Source organism: bacterium (assembly GCA_023228325.1).
GTDB lineage: Bacteria > Auribacterota > UBA6266 > UBA6266 > UBA6266 > UBA6266.
This window is the reverse complement of the sequence record JALOBK010000001.1, coordinates 123,780-140,047: the sequence shown is the minus strand read 5'-3', so window position 1 is coordinate 140,047 and position 16,268 is coordinate 123,780. Positions and strand designations below refer to the sequence as shown.

The 16,268-nt window shown below is 44.3% G+C and carries 16 protein-coding genes; 15 read left to right on the top strand and 1 reads right to left on the bottom strand.

Annotated elements, in window-relative coordinates; genetic code table 11:
- Positions 1–115 precede the first annotated feature (115 nt).
- The 12 genes from M0R36_00685 (at position 116) to M0R36_00630 (ending at position 11,494) form a co-directional block, all read left to right on the top strand.
- A complete protein-coding gene (locus M0R36_00685; protein MCK9554325.1) occupies positions 116–529 on the top strand; it encodes a GxxExxY protein in 414 nt (137 codons plus the stop codon).
- Between the two features lie 163 nt (positions 530–692).
- Entirely contained in the window at positions 693–1,790 is a 1,098-nt protein-coding gene (gene rodA, locus M0R36_00680) for a rod shape-determining protein RodA (GenBank protein ID MCK9554324.1), read from the top strand.
- A gap of 127 nt (positions 1,791–1,917) precedes the next feature.
- Positions 1,918–2,478, top strand: coding sequence for a hypothetical protein (locus M0R36_00675; GenBank protein ID MCK9554323.1), 561 nt, complete (start codon positions 1,918–1,920; stop codon positions 2,476–2,478).
- Positions 2,475–3,005, top strand: a complete 531-nt coding sequence (locus tag M0R36_00670) for a type II secretion system protein GspG (GenBank protein MCK9554322.1) — start codon at positions 2,475–2,477, stop codon at positions 3,003–3,005. The genes M0R36_00675 and M0R36_00670 overlap by 4 nt, the downstream gene beginning before the upstream one ends.
- Positions 3,006–3,017: 12 nt before the next feature.
- Entirely contained in the window at positions 3,018–3,608 is a 591-nt protein-coding gene (locus M0R36_00665; protein MCK9554321.1) for a prepilin-type N-terminal cleavage/methylation domain-containing protein, read from the top strand.
- 20 nt (positions 3,609–3,628) lie between these two features.
- Positions 3,629–4,111 (top strand): GspH/FimT family pseudopilin, encoded by a 483-nt coding sequence (locus M0R36_00660; protein ID MCK9554320.1) that lies wholly within the window; start codon positions 3,629–3,631, stop codon positions 4,109–4,111.
- A gap of 8 nt (positions 4,112–4,119) precedes the next feature.
- Positions 4,120–4,734: a type II secretion system GspH family protein gene (locus tag M0R36_00655; GenBank protein MCK9554319.1), complete on the top strand. Its 615-nt coding sequence runs from the start codon at positions 4,120–4,122 to the stop codon at positions 4,732–4,734.
- Between the two features lie 13 nt (positions 4,735–4,747).
- Positions 4,748–5,434, top strand: coding sequence for a prepilin-type N-terminal cleavage/methylation domain-containing protein (locus M0R36_00650; protein MCK9554318.1), 687 nt, complete (start codon positions 4,748–4,750; stop codon positions 5,432–5,434).
- Complete coding sequence (locus M0R36_00645) at positions 5,431–9,330, top strand: helix-hairpin-helix domain-containing protein (protein MCK9554317.1); 3,900 nt, start codon at positions 5,431–5,433, stop codon at positions 9,328–9,330. The genes M0R36_00650 and M0R36_00645 overlap by 4 nt, the downstream gene beginning before the upstream one ends.
- Before the next feature lie 2 nt (positions 9,331–9,332).
- The gene (locus M0R36_00640) at positions 9,333–9,971 is read left to right on the top strand and encodes a type II secretion system GspH family protein (protein MCK9554316.1); all 639 of its coding nucleotides are present in this window, start codon (positions 9,333–9,335) and stop codon (positions 9,969–9,971) included.
- A 176-nt stretch (positions 9,972–10,147) separates the two neighbouring features.
- Positions 10,148–10,807 carry a prepilin-type N-terminal cleavage/methylation domain-containing protein gene (locus M0R36_00635; protein MCK9554315.1) on the top strand — a complete coding sequence of 220 codons (660 nt, stop codon included), beginning with the start codon at positions 10,148–10,150 and terminating at the stop codon, positions 10,805–10,807.
- Between the two features lie 30 nt (positions 10,808–10,837).
- Positions 10,838–11,494, top strand: a complete 657-nt coding sequence (locus M0R36_00630; GenBank protein ID MCK9554314.1) for a type II secretion system GspH family protein — start codon at positions 10,838–10,840, stop codon at positions 11,492–11,494.
- Between the two features lie 172 nt (positions 11,495–11,666).
- Here the strand turns inward: M0R36_00630 and M0R36_00625 are convergent, their stop codons facing one another.
- Complete coding sequence (locus M0R36_00625) at positions 11,667–12,470, bottom strand: alpha/beta hydrolase (GenBank protein MCK9554313.1); 804 nt, start codon at positions 12,468–12,470, stop codon at positions 11,667–11,669.
- 571 nt (positions 12,471–13,041) lie between these two features.
- Here M0R36_00625 and M0R36_00620 point away from each other — a divergent pair.
- The 3 genes from M0R36_00620 to M0R36_00610 are packed head-to-tail and all read left to right on the top strand — an operon-like array spanning position 13,042 to position 16,117.
- Positions 13,042–13,608, top strand: coding sequence for a hypothetical protein (locus tag M0R36_00620; GenBank protein ID MCK9554312.1), 567 nt, complete (start codon positions 13,042–13,044; stop codon positions 13,606–13,608).
- Positions 13,605–15,359, top strand: a complete 1,755-nt coding sequence (gene pilM, locus M0R36_00615; GenBank protein ID MCK9554311.1) for a type IV pilus assembly protein PilM — start codon at positions 13,605–13,607, stop codon at positions 15,357–15,359. Before M0R36_00620 ends, pilM begins: the two co-directional genes overlap by 4 nt.
- The gene (locus M0R36_00610) at positions 15,356–16,117 is read left to right on the top strand and encodes a type II secretion system protein M (GenBank protein ID MCK9554310.1); all 762 of its coding nucleotides are present in this window, start codon (positions 15,356–15,358) and stop codon (positions 16,115–16,117) included. Before pilM ends, M0R36_00610 begins: the two co-directional genes overlap by 4 nt.
- Positions 16,118–16,268 lie beyond the last annotated feature (151 nt).

The window sequence follows — 16,268 nt, the reverse complement described above, 5'->3', positions numbered from 1 at the left end:
ATAGAAACAGCAAAAAAGAGAGAATATATTTGAACCACAGATAGCACAGATTTACACAGATAGGGAAAAGCATTAAATAATCAAAGAATAGAAACAGCAAAAAAGATAACTGTAAATGAACATAAATAAAAAAGTAAAAAACATAGGGTTAGACAGTGAGTTTATATATAAAGATGAAGCCTATAAAATCCTTGGAGCTTGTTTTGATGTATATAATGAAATCGGCAACGGTTTTCTTGAAGCTGTGTATCAAGAATGTTTAAAAATAGAATTTCATAACTTTAATATCCCATTTATTGAAAAACCTTTATTAACGATAGAATATAAAGGAGATAAACTAAATCAGAAATATGAACCGGATTTCATATGTTTTAATGAAATCATAGTTGAAATAAAAGCGGTAAAAGCTATTGCTGAAGAACACAAAGCGCAGATTCATAATTATTTAAAAGCTACAGGTAACCGTTTAGGGTTTTTAATTAACTTTGGTAGTTATCCTAAGATAGAATATCAAAGGATTATTAAATGAATATAAGTTATTAAAGTTTTTTCTGTATTAAAATAGTATTTATCTGTGATTATCTGTGTTATCTGTGGTTAAATTAAGTTTTTTAAAGTTTTATCCCCGCCAAAGGCGGGTAAATATAGCTTAAAAATAATTAGCAGTTTTCTATAAGGCGGCTGGGAGTTTAATGCAGAAATTCCATGTGTACAGGCACGGTGATTTTTTGGTTTCTTTCTCTGTGTTTGCGCTCATTGCCCTGGGACTTCTGTTTATTTACAGCGCTTCTTACCATCCCGACGGTCCTGTATCCGTATTTGCGACAAGGCAGTTAATGTGGGCGGGAATAGGCCTGTGCCTTTGCCTCGCGGTATGGAAAATCGATTATAAACATTTTGTGTCATCGGCGTATTTGCTTTTCGCGGTGAATATCATACTTCTTTTAAGCGTGCTTTTTTTCGGTTCAAAAACGCTTGGCGCGCAAAGATGGCTGAGATTCGGGTTTTTCAGGCTTCAGCCGTCCGAATTTTTCAAAATCACAATGATACTTTTTCTCGCGAAATATTATGCCGGACTTCCCAATTACAGGAAAGGGTATCTTTACTGCATAATAATCCCTTTTCTGTTTATCGGTCCGGCTATCGTGCTGATAATGAAGCAGCCCGACCTCGGAACGGCCCTGGTGCTGATACCGGTCTTTTTTGCCCTGGCTTATATCGCAGGCACAAGGCCTGTCGATATTTTATATACTATTATTGCCGGCGTGTTATGCGCTGTCCCCGGTTATTTTTTGCTTAAACCCTATCAGCAGGAGAGGATAAAAGTATTCCTGAATCCTGAGCATGACCCTTTAGGGGTGGGCTACCAGTCTATACAATCGAAAATAGCGGTTGGTTCGGGCGGCATTCTGGGGAAAGGCTGGCTTAAAGGGACCCAGACACAACTGGATTTTCTTCCCGAACGCCATACTGATTTCATTTTTTCCGTTATCGGGGAGGAATGGGGTTTTCTCGGCACTATACTTGTCATATTCCTTTTTGCCGTGCTTGTTATTCTGGCTTTTAAAATAGCGAATGAGTCGAGAGATGAAAAAGGGAGGCTTGCGGCCGGCGGGTTAGGCGCGCTGTTTCTGGTGCATTTGTTTATCAATGCCGGGATGACCATAGGCATAATGCCGATAACAGGGCTTCCTTTGCCGTTTGTAAGTTATGGAGGGTCATCTCTTATAACCATGCTTGTGGCCGTAGGTCTTCTGCAATCCATTTACTCAAGAAGATTTATGTTTTGATGTTACTATTTGGTAACAATGTTGATAAATTGTAACAATATGGTATATTTAATATAGGTAGTTTAAGTTCAGAATTCAGTTGGCATAAATATTGCTCTATTTATAATGTGGAAAAGGAGTAAAAGGTATGAAAAAAATCGTTTGTGCCGTTATTTTAACAATTATGTTTGTTCTTCCGGGTGTTTCTTACGCAAAAACAAAGAGCCCCGATGATTGCTTCAGGGATTATCTTTCCGCTTTAAAACTTAATAAAGAAAAGACTGTAGAAAAGTATACATATGGCTCTTCAAAAGAAGATATTGAAGAACAAAAAAGAGATTATGCCAAGTTTTTAAAAAATCAGGGAATGCCAAACGAAGACATTCTCCGTGAATTGAAAAAAATGGAAGAAATTGCCCAAAATGCCCAGTCCCAGACAAGACTTCAATCCGACGCAGTATGGGCATCTCTTGGAAAAATTGAGTTAAAAAATGAAACAATTGAAGGGACAAACGCTCATCTTTCATATATTGCCGCAGCGACAGGCCTTTGCCAGAGCATGTTTAATGATGATAAAGTATTTTTAGAAGTTGATATGAAAAAATCAGGAAATATCTGGAAAGTTTCCTCTATCAGAGGAATGCCGCTGACAAATTATATTGAAATGAAAAAACAGGAATTAGAGCAGAAGAAAGAAGAAGTGAAATGAGAATCAAAGATGAAAGTTCTCTGATTGGGTTCACGCTTATTGAAATGCTGATGGTGGTTACCGTTATCATTATTCTGGTGGGAATCACAATCCCTTTTTTGAGAGGGGCTGAGCAGGCGGCGATGATAAAAAAAGCTAAAACAGAGGTAAGTAAACTGGAGCTTGCCATAAGCATGTATGAGTCGGATTTCGGGCGGTATCCCAATATAAACGCAGGGCAGAATACAAACTGGCTGATAAGCTGGCTTACGGGTTTTACGCTTAACGGGAGTGTTTTAATGGTGCAAAATTATCTTGGAGCAATGGAAGAGATTTATGAGGCGGAACTTTTCTGGCGCGGCCCTTATATGAAAGTTTCTTCCAATGATCTGGATTCGGCCGGCAATTTGGTGGATCCGTGGGGAAAAAGATACAGCATAGACGCCATTAACCCCGCGAATAATTCGGCTACTGTGGATATATATTCTGCCGGTCCGGATAGAACCGCCGGCAGCGGCGACGATATTGCGAATTATAACAGGTGGTAACGGAGGTTGGTCATGAGAAAGAGATATAACGGGTTTACCCTGATAGAACTTCTGACGGTGATTGCCATAATAGCGATACTTGCGGGCATTTTGATGCCCGTTGTCGGCAGCGCCCAGAAGAAAGCCGCTGAGGTTAAAGCGAAGGCTTTGATAGAAAGTATTGCCGTGGCGATAAAAATGTATGAGATGGATTTCGGCGACTTTCCGCCGGATGATAACCATGCGAGCAGCGCCGCTTATAACCGCGCATCGGAAGCTCTCTATCACAGCCTTACCACCCAGTGGACGGGCGGAACGAACGCCAGTATCACCGCGGGCCCTTATATGGAATTTAAGGGCGATAAGAATAAAAGGATAGGTGTGGCGGACAGAGACGGAGATAACAGGTATGAGATAGTCGACCCGTGGGGAAATGAAATCTGTTATGAATCGAATGATGATAACGGAGCTGGGGGAGACGCTCCTTACCATAACAGGTTTTCGTTTGATATCTTTTCGATGGGTGTGGACGGCACAACCGCGGATTTCAACGGCACTGCCGATTTTACGCCTTCGGCGAATTCGGGAACGCAGACAGGGGATATTAACAACTGGGATGAATAATCAGTCCGGGGAAAAGGACGATGAAAAAGAAAGAATATAATGCATTTACGATGACGGAACTGCTGGTTGTCATAAGTATTATGGTTATTATGATGGCTATGATAGTGCCGTTTGTGAAGACATTCGGAAGCGGGCAGGAGTTGAAAAAATCCGCTGAAAATGTTGCCTCTATGCTTCGCCTTACAAGGCAGATGGCGATAACTATGAACGCCACATACAGGGTTGATGTCAATCTGGCCCAGGATTCAATATATATAAGCGATTCAAACGGCAGTATGTATGAAAAATCCTATGTTCCTCCTGTAAGTGTTGATATTACGAATGCGACTCCTGCGTACGGCGCCGGGGGGAGAATCAGCTTTAATTCAAGAGGAACATGCCAGGCGGGGACCATCAGGGTGACAAGCAGAAGGCAGAATAATTCAGGCGGATATGATTTTTACGAGATAACAACATCGGCTTCTGCGGGAAGAGTGCAGATAAAAGATTTAAATGATACGTAAGGATGATTATGAATAAGAAAAAAATAAGATTAATTGAAGGGTTTACAATAATCGAGACGGTAGCGGCTCTGGCTATTCTGGTTATAGCCGTTGTCAGCATACTGTCTCTCTTCCCGGTCGGCATAGAGGCGAACAAAAGAGCTGATGACCTGACGACTGCCGCCATGCTCGCGCAGTTGAAGATGACGGAGATACTTTATGACAGGCCGCGCTCTATTTTTGCCGATGGAGATACAAGCGCGACCGGCCACGGCCTAGGGCCTTATATATGCTGGAACGGCTCACAGTATGAGAGGATAAGATGGGATATTACGGGCTGGACGGCGGGAGCGGATATTACCGGCGACGGGAGTTCGGACATGCCGTATTATCCTTTTAAGAACCATCCAAAGTTTTACTGGGCGGCTTACCGGTCAATCCTGCATTACAGCCTGTATTACAGGCAGGATCCGACAGGATATAATGGGGCCGACTACGCTGATTCACCTGTAGACGCAGTATACAGGATAGATTTATTTGTGTTCCAGGGCGATAACAAGCCCGGTACATGGACGGAGCTTGATGACAGGGTGCCGGCGTTTTATGTCTTTTCATACTATGTGTCATTGACAAATCCGTTATAAGAAGGTGAATTTTATGAGAAAGAGAAATAATAAAGGATTCACGATTGTAGAGCTTCTGACGGCTATGGGAGTGCTTGCGATAATATTATTCTCTATCGGTGTGATTTTCGGGCAGATAGATAAAGTCTGGCAGGAAACGGCGAAAAGAATGCAGGTCTATCAAAATGCCAGGATTGCCATAGATCTTATGACGGAAGATATTTCAAATGCTATATATCAGGGAGCGCATACAAGTTCATCCCTGAGGAATTTCTCCGGGATTTCCGGCGGAACGGCGCAGGACCCCCTTGATGAGGTAATATTCTGGACTATGAGAAGCGACGGAGCCCATAAAGTGGGATACAGAATAAACAACGGAACGCTTGAAAGGTTATGGGCGGGGACAGCGGGCGACAGCGCGCCTAACTGGTCGAGCGGTTATCCTAATGTTGATGTCATTGCTTATAATGCCGTCAATATGTCGGTATTGTACTGGACGGAAGGCACCGAGACGTGGGACGGTTCCGGCGGGACAGTAGCCGCGGAAGTCCAATGGCCTCCTTCATACGGCGGAAAATTACCCGCCAGAATGCGGGTTGATTTATATATGTTAAATGACGCGGACGCGAAAAAGTTTGCAGGCGATGCCACAGCCCGACGGTCGGCAAGAAAAATATTTTCAACGGAAATAGATTTACCGTTAAGGAAGTGGGACAGATGAAAACCATAATAAAAAACAGGAAACATCACCAGTCAGGCGCGGCGCTGGTAATAACGCTTATGGTGCTGGCGGTGCTGTCTATGATTGCAGTTACATTTTCCGTGACGATGAGGCTGGAAGAAAAGATGGCGGTAAACAACCTTCATCATATGGAAGCAAAGTTTTTTGCCCGTTCGGCTATGGAATACGCGGCGGCGGCCCTGTACAGCGACCTTAAAAACGACCTCACGACATATTACGCAACTCCCTCCAACGGCATAGCGGATGATTTGAATGAAGACTGGGCCGTGATGTTTGCCGATAACGCCACGAGAGGCGGCCCGACCACTAATGATGTCGATCTTGACGGCGACGGGACTGCTGATTCCAGATGGATAGAGATGTGGTCGACCCACGGGACCCAGGGCGGTATTGTAGGCAGGTATGCGGTCCTGGTAAGGGACACAGGCGGTATGATAAATGTGAACACGGCCGGTGATTCGACGCTGGGAAATTTTGCCCAGGGATTTTCTCCCGCCGCAGTCGCGATGGATGACCACTCGGCATTATCATCGGCGCAGGCCCAGAATATCATGGGTTACAGGTATGGCTCAGACAGTTCTCCGGGTTCGAACGGCGTTGATGATGACGGGGACAATGAGATTTTGGAAAATGACGGTATTGATAATGACGGGGACTGGGACCCTTCTACAGATGATGTCGGGACAGGATATCCCAGTGATTCCAATAACGCCAATGAATGGGGCTGGCAGGACGGAAAACCCAGTGTTGTCCATGTAGCCGGAACAGTGTATAGAGAGCCCAATGTGGATGAGGCGAACGAAGGAGTTGACGAGCCTGATGAACAGTTCCTGTGGTACCCTGAAGGCGATGATATTGATTTTGCGTTTCTTGATAATGTCGAAGAGATTTCAGGCATATCTTCGACGGACCTGGATAATATGAGATATGACTATACGGTCTTTTCATATGACAGGAATATAGCGTTCGCGTCGGACGGGGACGGGCTTGACGGCACTGATTCCACATACAGGGATAATTACTGGAGGCCGAAGGCTAACCTTAACTATCCTCTGTGGCGTGAATATACGGCTCTTACCGAACCCACTCAGTCAACAGTTGCCAGGGTTTCATTCAGGGGAAGGGTAAATGATTCCGGGGATTCGCCCGGCGGGCCGACACTGCTCGGAATGATGGAAAAATGGAATACCGATAACCCGGCGAGTAAAATCGGGGGGAGCGACGCCGCTACAAACCAGATAGCGTTAAATATAGAGGACTACATCGATAAAGATATTTTCCCGACAAGAAAAACTCTCGGCGGTACCACGATGGCCGGGGTTGAAGGTCTGCGTATTACAGAAATATTTGCCAATTCGGATCAAGCTTTTGCAGCCTCCAGCGTTGTATCGGGCGGCAGTTGGGTTTCCGGCACATTGGGCGGAAGAAATTGTATGACGCGCGCTGCCGCGGCAGGCGGGACTACATGGTCAAATTATGTATCATTTAATCTTAAGAGAGCCGGCAATTATTATATCTGGATTATGTGTTATGACGATGCCGCTAACAGACAATTCAGGGTAGATATTAACAGGACGTTATCAGGAGCATATCCTTCCGATTATTCGATATGGGGTGTCGGGGTTCATAATGCAGGTTGGAGGGTTGAGTGCCCGGGTGTCATGGTTTGGCTTCCCAAAGGCCCGAATCAGATTAGAGTAAGCAAAGACTGGGGAGCGGCGCCCGCTTATGATACAGCGGCAATACAGTGGATACGGTTTTCGCAGAACGGACAGAGTGATTATATAGAGTTGACCAATTTTTCAAATCAGACTATTGATTTGGTGAAAGATTATGATTATCTTCAGGTGCACAGCACCGATCAGACTGAAACTACGGGTTCCCCGGCGTCTTATTTTTCACTTGCAGGGCTTGCATTGCAGAACCTTTCAGCCGCTATAAGAAAAATCTATCCCGGCGAGCGGATTGTAATCTGCCAGGATATGGACGCGACGACAAAATCGAGGTTCAATGAAACCCCTGCGGATGACTGGGATGATTATATGAACTTTGAAGATGCATGGGGCGACCAGGATAGAAACCTTGACGGGAGTGTGACTGCCTCTGACTTTCTAAATACAAGAACGTGGTTCGGCAGTTTTAGAATGGGGAAAGCGACTGACGGAGCCTGGTGGTTTATGGATTTATCGGGAGGGACAGAAACGAGATGGGGAGCCGACAGAATTCCGGGAACATCCGACGACCCTGCCCCGCCCGCAAATAATACAGGAGAAACTTTCAGGGTCTATGAATGGGATTTGTGTCAGAGATCGGGCGCAGGGAGCAACCCCGGAGTAGCACAGAATATGGGAGAGAATCCCGGTGTGACAAGCGGCGGAAGTATAACGGCGAATGGATGGAACCAGGGTTGTTATGCCTGCGTACGCACAAGAGGAATAGTAAATATAGAAGAATATTCCGATACATGGAGAAAACTGGACAGGGTTAATTTGTATGATTACGGTATTATGTGTGATATGTATTCTGCTTCTGCTACTTTTACGCTTCCCTGGAGCGGACTTACTAATAATACCCCGACGGCAACGGGCGGTATCAGCAATGAGGCTTGGGAGTTGGTAAATCCCATGCTTCCGGATTCGACCCCGTTCAGCTCAAACTGGGCTATCACTAATTATGCTTCTTCCGGTGTCACGGGGACTCCGGGAAAAAGAAATTTCTTCGAACTGGCGCTTTCTAATTCCGCAAAGGGTTATTATATAAATGACGGGCCTGTAGGCAACATTAAGGAACTGGCGCAGGTGTACAGGGCCAGCGGCGCGAATAAACTGAGCAATGCCGATATATTAAAGCTTGCGCAATATGTGACTATCGGCAACGAAATAATAATCCAGGCCGAACAGGCGGAATCCGTGACGCTTGGGGGATGGACGCTTCTTGCCGATGCTTCCGCGGCAGTTTACGGGAAAACTTATACAAATGTTCCGAGTTATCTTGGCGCAAGCTGGTGGTATGATACGCTTGAGCAGGTCAGCCCGTCGGGAACGCCGATATATGTCTGCGCCAACGGAGCGGCTGCGGGGACATGGATATTTAAGAACGGGGTAAACGGTGTGCGGCTTGAAGATGGATTTTATTATCTGATTTTCTACGGCAAATACAAGGATTGGTGGATAGGCCCCGACGGGGTTGACAGCGACCCGTCATATCCCAATATGGGCGGCGGCGATGATGCGTCCGCAAAAGACAGTTATAACAATGATGTAACACTGACCTGGGATACCACGGCATTTAACCTTGATTTGCAGCCCGATAACCGCGGCGTGTATTCGGGTTCAGTAGGTTCCGCGGTTGACCTTACCCCTGTGAAAGTTCAGGACGGCACTTTGACTATCAGCGCGCAGGAGGATACTCCTGCCGGTTACGCGTATTTTGACTATATTGTCCTGATTCCCGCGGGAATAAATATACCCGACATTCCTTCATGGAGAAGCCAGGACAGTATTCCTCGAGCGGGCCGCATGTACGGAAAGATAAATGTAAATACCGCAACGTCAGCTGTCTTGCAGTGCCTGCCGGGCATTACATCCGGAGACGCTTCATCAATCATAAGCAACAGGCCTTATTCCGATCTCAATGATCTTGCCACAAGCTCGGGGCTTACTTTCTCGAAATTCTGCGATATATTACCGCTGGTTACGGTAAACTCCGATGTATTCGAGGTCTTTGCGGTAGGAGAAGTCATAAGAGACGTGGATAAAGACGGTGTTTATAACCCCTCTAACGGTGACAGGATTATCGGCAGGGCAAGGCTGAGAGCCGTTGTCGACAGGGGAACTTTCCCGTTTACTATAAAATACCTGGAATGGGTTGAATAAATATGAAGAAAAAAGGGTATACTTTAATTGAGGTGCTGGTTGTTATAGCCGTTATAGCGATACTCGGTTCGATAATAGTTCCCAGTTACAGGCTTGTACTGGAGAAGGTCAACAGGGCTTCCTGCGCGAATAATTTAAGGCAGTTCGGCATAGTATTCAGGATATATTATTCGGATTACGGGATTTTCCCTCTTGCCGGAACCGCTATGAACAGGGGGCACCGCCTCTTTTATCCGCTGGGGTATATAACAGCCCCTGAACTATACATTTGTCCTTCAGACGGGCTCAGGGACGTCTACACGGGTATTCCTTCGGCGTTTGATGTTACCGACGCGCAGAATAATTATGACAGTTATTTTTCGAGGGTAAACCCCGCTTTTTCCGCATCCCCCGCGCAAATGGACGCTAATGAAAAGGTTGTTATGGCAAAATATTATCCTTCCACCGGAGGCGACGACGGTGTCGCGGGAATGCCGTTCTGTCCCGAACATGAAATAGATTCAAAGAGAGTTCTGATGTATGATGACCCTCTGACCGGCACGGAGGAATATCACGGTAACGGCAGGAATTATCTGTTTGTTGACGGGACGGTTGTTTTCTGGCCCAACAAAAGAGGATGGCCGGACTATGATGGGCTGTGATGCTTCCGCGCGGGGTAACGCGGGACGACGTAGGACGCCTTTGAAACGAAGGACGACGTGAGTCGCGTTGGACGTGAGCCCCCGTTGAGGGCAACGCCCCTCTCACGGGGCGACAACGTCGCTCACGCGAAAAACGTAGGACGAAAAACGTAGGACGTGAAGACGAAGGACGGAAAATGAAAGGTTATACATTAATAGAAATGCTTGTCGTGGTTGTTATCGTGTTTATTTTAATATCCGTAATCATACCCACAACCGTTGTTATCCAGAAAAGAGCCAGCAGTGTTGCCTGTATAGGAAACCTTAAACAGATACACAGCGCTCTTGAGCTCTATACCCTGGACAGCAATTATTTTTACCCCAAAATAAGGTATAACGCGGATGGGGGCAGCAACTACAGATGGGATGTGTTTCTCGTTCGGAAAGGGTATGTCAACGTGAGCAACAAGAATATCGCGGTTGATGCGGCTCCCGGTGAACTTTTCATCTGCCCGTGGCACCTGAAAATGGCTAAAAGGCAGGGCGCCACAATCAAGAGGAGTTACGGGATGAACGCTTCTATGAGGAAAACCGGCGGTGACGGGACATGGGATGCGGCATCGAATGACATACATGTAAAAAAGCAGTGGTGCAGGGTTCCTTACGCGGAAGCGATACTTGCCGCGGAAGCGAACGAAGGGACTGAGATTGCCGATAACTGGGAATCGGTTTATAATGTTAACTGGGGCCATGTCGCGTGGACGAGACATGATCCCCGGGCGAATTATATTTTTATTGACGGACATGTGGAATCGCTGCTTCCGGCGGAGGCGGGGAACTATTTTGAGTGGCAATAGTAGAGATAAGAAAAACGAAGGACGAAAAACGTGGGACGTAAAGCTTATACATTGATGGAGATGCTGGTTGTAATGGCTATAATAACCATTATAGCCGGCCTTGTTTTGCCCGGAATATGGGCGGCAAAAGAACGGGCTCATCAGGCGACATGCATAAATAATTTAAGACAGCTCGGGCTTGCTTTTCAGATGTATATGCAGGAAAACAGGATGTATCTTCCTCCCGAGAATGCCGGTGGTATCGGCTGGGACCAGAAAATGTATCCTTATATACAGGCTGAATGGACTACAAAAAAATCAGAGCTCGTAATGTGCCCTAAGTATATCACCGACCATTATGAATATACCCAGGATCCCGGCGCTCCCTTGATGACGACTTACGGTATGAGCGGCAACTGGGCGCGTAATAAAGGTTTGGCTCCCGTTAGCACTTCTCTCGGTTTTCATAAAGCTTCATACCACAGAAGATGGGAAACCACCATTTTACTCGGGCCTGTAAAAAGGACGGCGCCCGATGCTTCCGAATGGGGAGCATGCATACCGGCTTCTATCGCTCCGAACTGGGATAATGCCGATACGGAACGGCACAGGGCAAACAGGGCAAATTATCTGCTGCTTGACGGCCATGTCCAGTCGTTTACATTACGACAGACACTTGCCGGAAATATGTGGTACGCTAATCAATAGAAAAACTAAGAACCTCTTATAACCACAGATAACACAGATAATCACAGATAAATACTATTTTTAGATTCTATTAAAAAAGCCTTGATAATTTATATGTTTTTTATTTTTCTATCTGTGTGTATCTGAGCAAATCTGTGGTCGCTAATATTTTTATTTGTTTTTTCGGACTTTTTTATTGTGATATGAATTGTTTGATTTTTTTTGCGGCCAGGGGATTGTCCAGGATTGCATCGTTAGTGTGCCCGCCCGAAGTTTCGAAAAATTCTTTCGGCTGTGACGCCGCTTCGAATAATTTTTTTGCCTGGTCAAAGGGAACCGTTGTGTCATCGGCGCTGTGAATTATAAGTTTGGGGCATTTGATATCTTTTACTTTTGATATGTTGTCGAATTTCATCGTTATGAAATATTTCAGCGGTATTTTAGGGAAAGCGACATCGGCCATGTCCGCGATGGACGCGAACGCGCCGAAAGTTATTACAGCGGATACTTTTCTTTTCAGCGCAAGATTGCAGGCCGCGCCTCCGCCCAGGGACTCGCCGTACAAGACAATTCTGCCTTTATCAACATCATTCCTCATGGACAGGTAGTCATATGCGGCTTCGGCGTCAAGATAAAGGCCTTTTTCTCCGGGTATACCCCTGCTTTTGCCATACCCCCTGTAATCGAACAAAAACACGTTAAAGCCCATGGAATGGAGCAGTTTCGCTATGTCTATCCTGTCTGAAATATTACCCGCGTTCCCATGGCAGTAGATTATTGTGGCGAGGGGCTTGTTGGCGGAGATAAACCAGCCGTTCAGCTTTTTGTCGTCAATGGAATAGAAGGTGATATCCTCATATTTTAAGCCGAAATCACTTGGGATATCCGATATCTTTTTATCAGGGTAGAATATGTGTTTCCATTCGAACCAGCGGAAAGAAAAGTAGATTACGCCGGTCAGAACCAGTATTTCTACTATAACATTTATAATTTTCATTGCTTTCAGCCTAAAATATTCTTAAACCACATTTACCCACCTTTGGCGGGGATAAAACTTTAAAAAACTTAATTTGACCACAGATAACACACCTGCCTGCCGGCAGGCAGGGATAATCAGACTTGCCCGCCTTTGGCGGGGATAAATACCATTTTAATACAGAAAAAACTTTAATAACTTATATTCATTTACAGTTATCTTTTTTGCTGTTTCTATTCTTTAATTATTTAATGCTTTTCCCTATCTGTGTAAATCTGTGTTATCTGTGGTTTAAATTCTTTTATTTTTTAATCTTAAGATCAATAAAATGAGGTATCTTACCTCAAATCAAGCTAAATATTAAACTATTTTACCGGAATATGTAAATTAAAAACTGCCGGGTTTCAAATAGTTAGCGTCTATTTATGGCTTGACAGGTCAGAGAATAAGGTGTTATACTTTCCCAAATTAAATTGTAGTTAGATATAGTTAAAACAAAAATGGGCCGGGGTTACCGGTTTTCACATCCGGTGGATAGGTAACGTTTGTTACCGCATATCGATATTGACTTTGTTAAAAGTTAAATTTTTCAATGCTAAAAAGATTAAAAGCGTTTTTTGTTTTTCCGGCGGTTATTATATGTTCTTTCTCTGTTTCGGCTCAGAAGGATTTTGAAATCCGTAAAATATGGGTTGACACTAACCTGCAGCTCGAAGAAATAGGACAGCGTTCAGGCGGGCTTAATTCGGTTACATCTTTGGGCAAAAAGCATTTCTGGGCGGCAATATACGTAAATTACAGAAGCCTTCCCCTGTGGGCTGATGATGTAAAGCTGGTATATTATGTCGCGCTTGGCGCCGGTTCAAAGTCTGAGATTCTTTACGGTGAAGAAAATTATGCGAATGTGGAAAAAGGTATTTCTCATAAAGCTGTAATATATGTTCCGCCGCAGGTTCTGGCAAGGTACGGGGATGTGCAGAAGATTACAGTTGACATATATTACCGGAATAAACTGCAGGATAGCCAGAATTTCAGGTTTGCGGGCGGTAAACAGTGGTGGAAAGAAAAAAAACTGCTTAAAGGGTTGTTAAAAACGAAAAAAGAGAGTCCGTTTGCGCTTGACAATTTCAATGAATATGAACTGGTGCGGGAACAATGAATTTTAATTTAGATTTTTTAAATCCTTATAAGCCTGTTCTGGGGCTTGATATCGGCACAAGCTCGATAAAACTGGTAGAACTCAGAAAAACACCCACAGGAGTAAAGCTTGTCAATTGCGCCATCCATGAATTCGATTTCGATCCCGAAGACAAATCAATAGACCAGACCAACCAGATAATAATTTCCATCCAGAATATGCTGGCTGAAAATAATATCAAACCGTCCCAGGTGGTTATCGCGGTTCCGGGCCAGTCGGTTTTTACAAGATATGTAAAACTGCCCGCCGTAGAAGAAAATAAAATAAACCAGATAATCAGTTACGAAGCCCAGCAGCAGGTGCCTTTCCCTATAGACGAAGTAGTATGGGATTACCAGATAATAGGCGATAAAAACAGCCCCGAATTAAACGTGGTGCTTGTAGCCATAAAAGCCGAAATAATATCCAAATTAATCGAATCCGTTTCCGTGGCAAAACTTGATACCGATATAGTTGATGTGGCGCCGCTGGCGTTATGCAACAGCATAATATTCAATCAGAAACAGACGATTTCCGGCGACTGCACCGGTGTTCTCGAGATAGGGGCCAAAACAACCAATTTTGTTATTATCGAAGGCGATAATGAGTGGACAAGAAGCATTCCCATCGCGGGCAATATGATTACCAAAGAGCTGCAGAAGGAGTTTGCCCTTCCGTATGCCGAAGCGGAGAAATTAAAAAGAACCGAAGGGTTTGTTTTAATGGGGAATGAGGAAAATCTTACGGAAAGGGAAAAAAAGGTCGGTGTGTGCATCGATAGAGTTGTTAAAAGATTGTACGCGGAAATTTCACGTTCGATAGGTTTTTACAGGACCCAGTCGGGCGGTTCGGAAATAAAGAAACTTGTGTTTGCGGGCGGAACCAGCCAATTAAGGAACCTTAAGGATTATTTCGGCAAAAAACTTAATGTTGCAACCGAAATGGTAGAACCTTTCAGCCAGCTTGAAATAGATCCTTTTCTCGGCCTTGAGGAATTAGCTTCTTCAAAACATATGTTTTCCGAAGCGGTAGGGCTTGCTTTAAGGAAAGTCCACAGGTGCGCCATACAGGTTAACCTTGTGCCCAGAAAAATCGCCAGGCAGAGGGAAATCGCCAGAAGAAAAGGTTATATCATTTTATCCGCCGTGGTCATTTATATAATCATGCTTACCTTAACTTTTTATTCGAAGGGTGTAAGCTGGATGATAAGCGCAAGGACAAACCAATACGTGCTTCTTATTGAAGAAATGCAGGGTTTTCGCAAGCAGATAAATGACCAGAAAGACAGAATCGGCAAATATGAGAACCAGTTACAGGTTTACAAGTCGCTGTTTGATGAACGTGTTTTCTGGATAGATCTTATACTTGAACTTGAGAAAATAACACCTGAAAACATCTGGATATCAAAAATGTCTGTCAAAACCGGCGTTGCGGGCGAAGAAGAGAAAAATACTTCGAGGGCAAGAAGAAGCAGGAGAACCCAGAGCGCCGGCGCCGAAGATTCAGAAGGAAAAGAAACGGGGAGGGAAAGAGGAGATGTTCTTGTCTTAACCGGCAATACGACAGGCGTTTTTGATGATGTTAATAAATATTTTAACAAATTGAAAGAATCGGGTTTCTTCATGGATGATGCGGGGACGAGGATCGTGGAAGCCGAAAAACACAGCACAGATATAAGAAAATTCGTCTTTGAGTTAAAATTTTCAAAAAACGGCGAACAGGCGGATAAATGATAGAGATTAAAAAAGATGTCACGCTTTATATAACGCTCGGCGTATTGTGTGTTGTTATGATAGTGTTCCTCTTTATTTTAAAAGGAGCTATTTCCGACAGGTCTGCGAAGGAAGATGAGCTGCAAAAGAAGATTACCGAATATAAAGTGCTTTTAAGGAGCCCGGACAATATTTCCGTTGCCACCGTATCGTTATTGAAGAAGCAGGAAAAACGGCTTAAGGAAATAAGAGACAGGGCGGTAACCCTTCTTTCCAATGGAGCCGATACGGCAAAAGTGGAATTCCTTGAACCTATAAGGTTTAAAGACGCGCTGTTGTCTTACGAAACCAGATTGGTTAACAGGGCAACGGCCAAGGGCGTAGAGCTGCCGAAGAATCTCGGGTTTGAAGAGTATGAAGGCGTCACACTCCCCCAAAAGGAGGACATACCTCTTTTAATGCAGCAAATGGATATAATAGAAGAGGTGGTGAACCTCTTTATCGGAACAAAGGTTAACAAAGTTTCCAAAATCATAAGAAAAGAAACCAAAATGACACAGTGCAGGTTGATAGAAGACCTGTGCGGAGAGCTTAATTTTGAGATTGAAATGGAATGCGCTACGGATTCATTGATTAAATTTATGGCAGGCCTTGAATCCCAGAAATTTTTCCTGATAATTGACGATATGTCCGTAACAGCGGATAAAACCAATAATGTGACCATATATTTAAAAGCGATTAACTTTAACAGGATTAAAGAACAGAATGAAACTACCTGACATATCAAATTTTAATCTGGGGAGTTTATTCAGGTTCAAATTTATTGATAACCTGGTGAAAAATATTGAAAAAGTGGTCTTTTTCTTCCTTGTGATAATGTGGTTTTTTATTTTGATTAATTGTGTATTGAAACTCTTCAGGGAAAATATT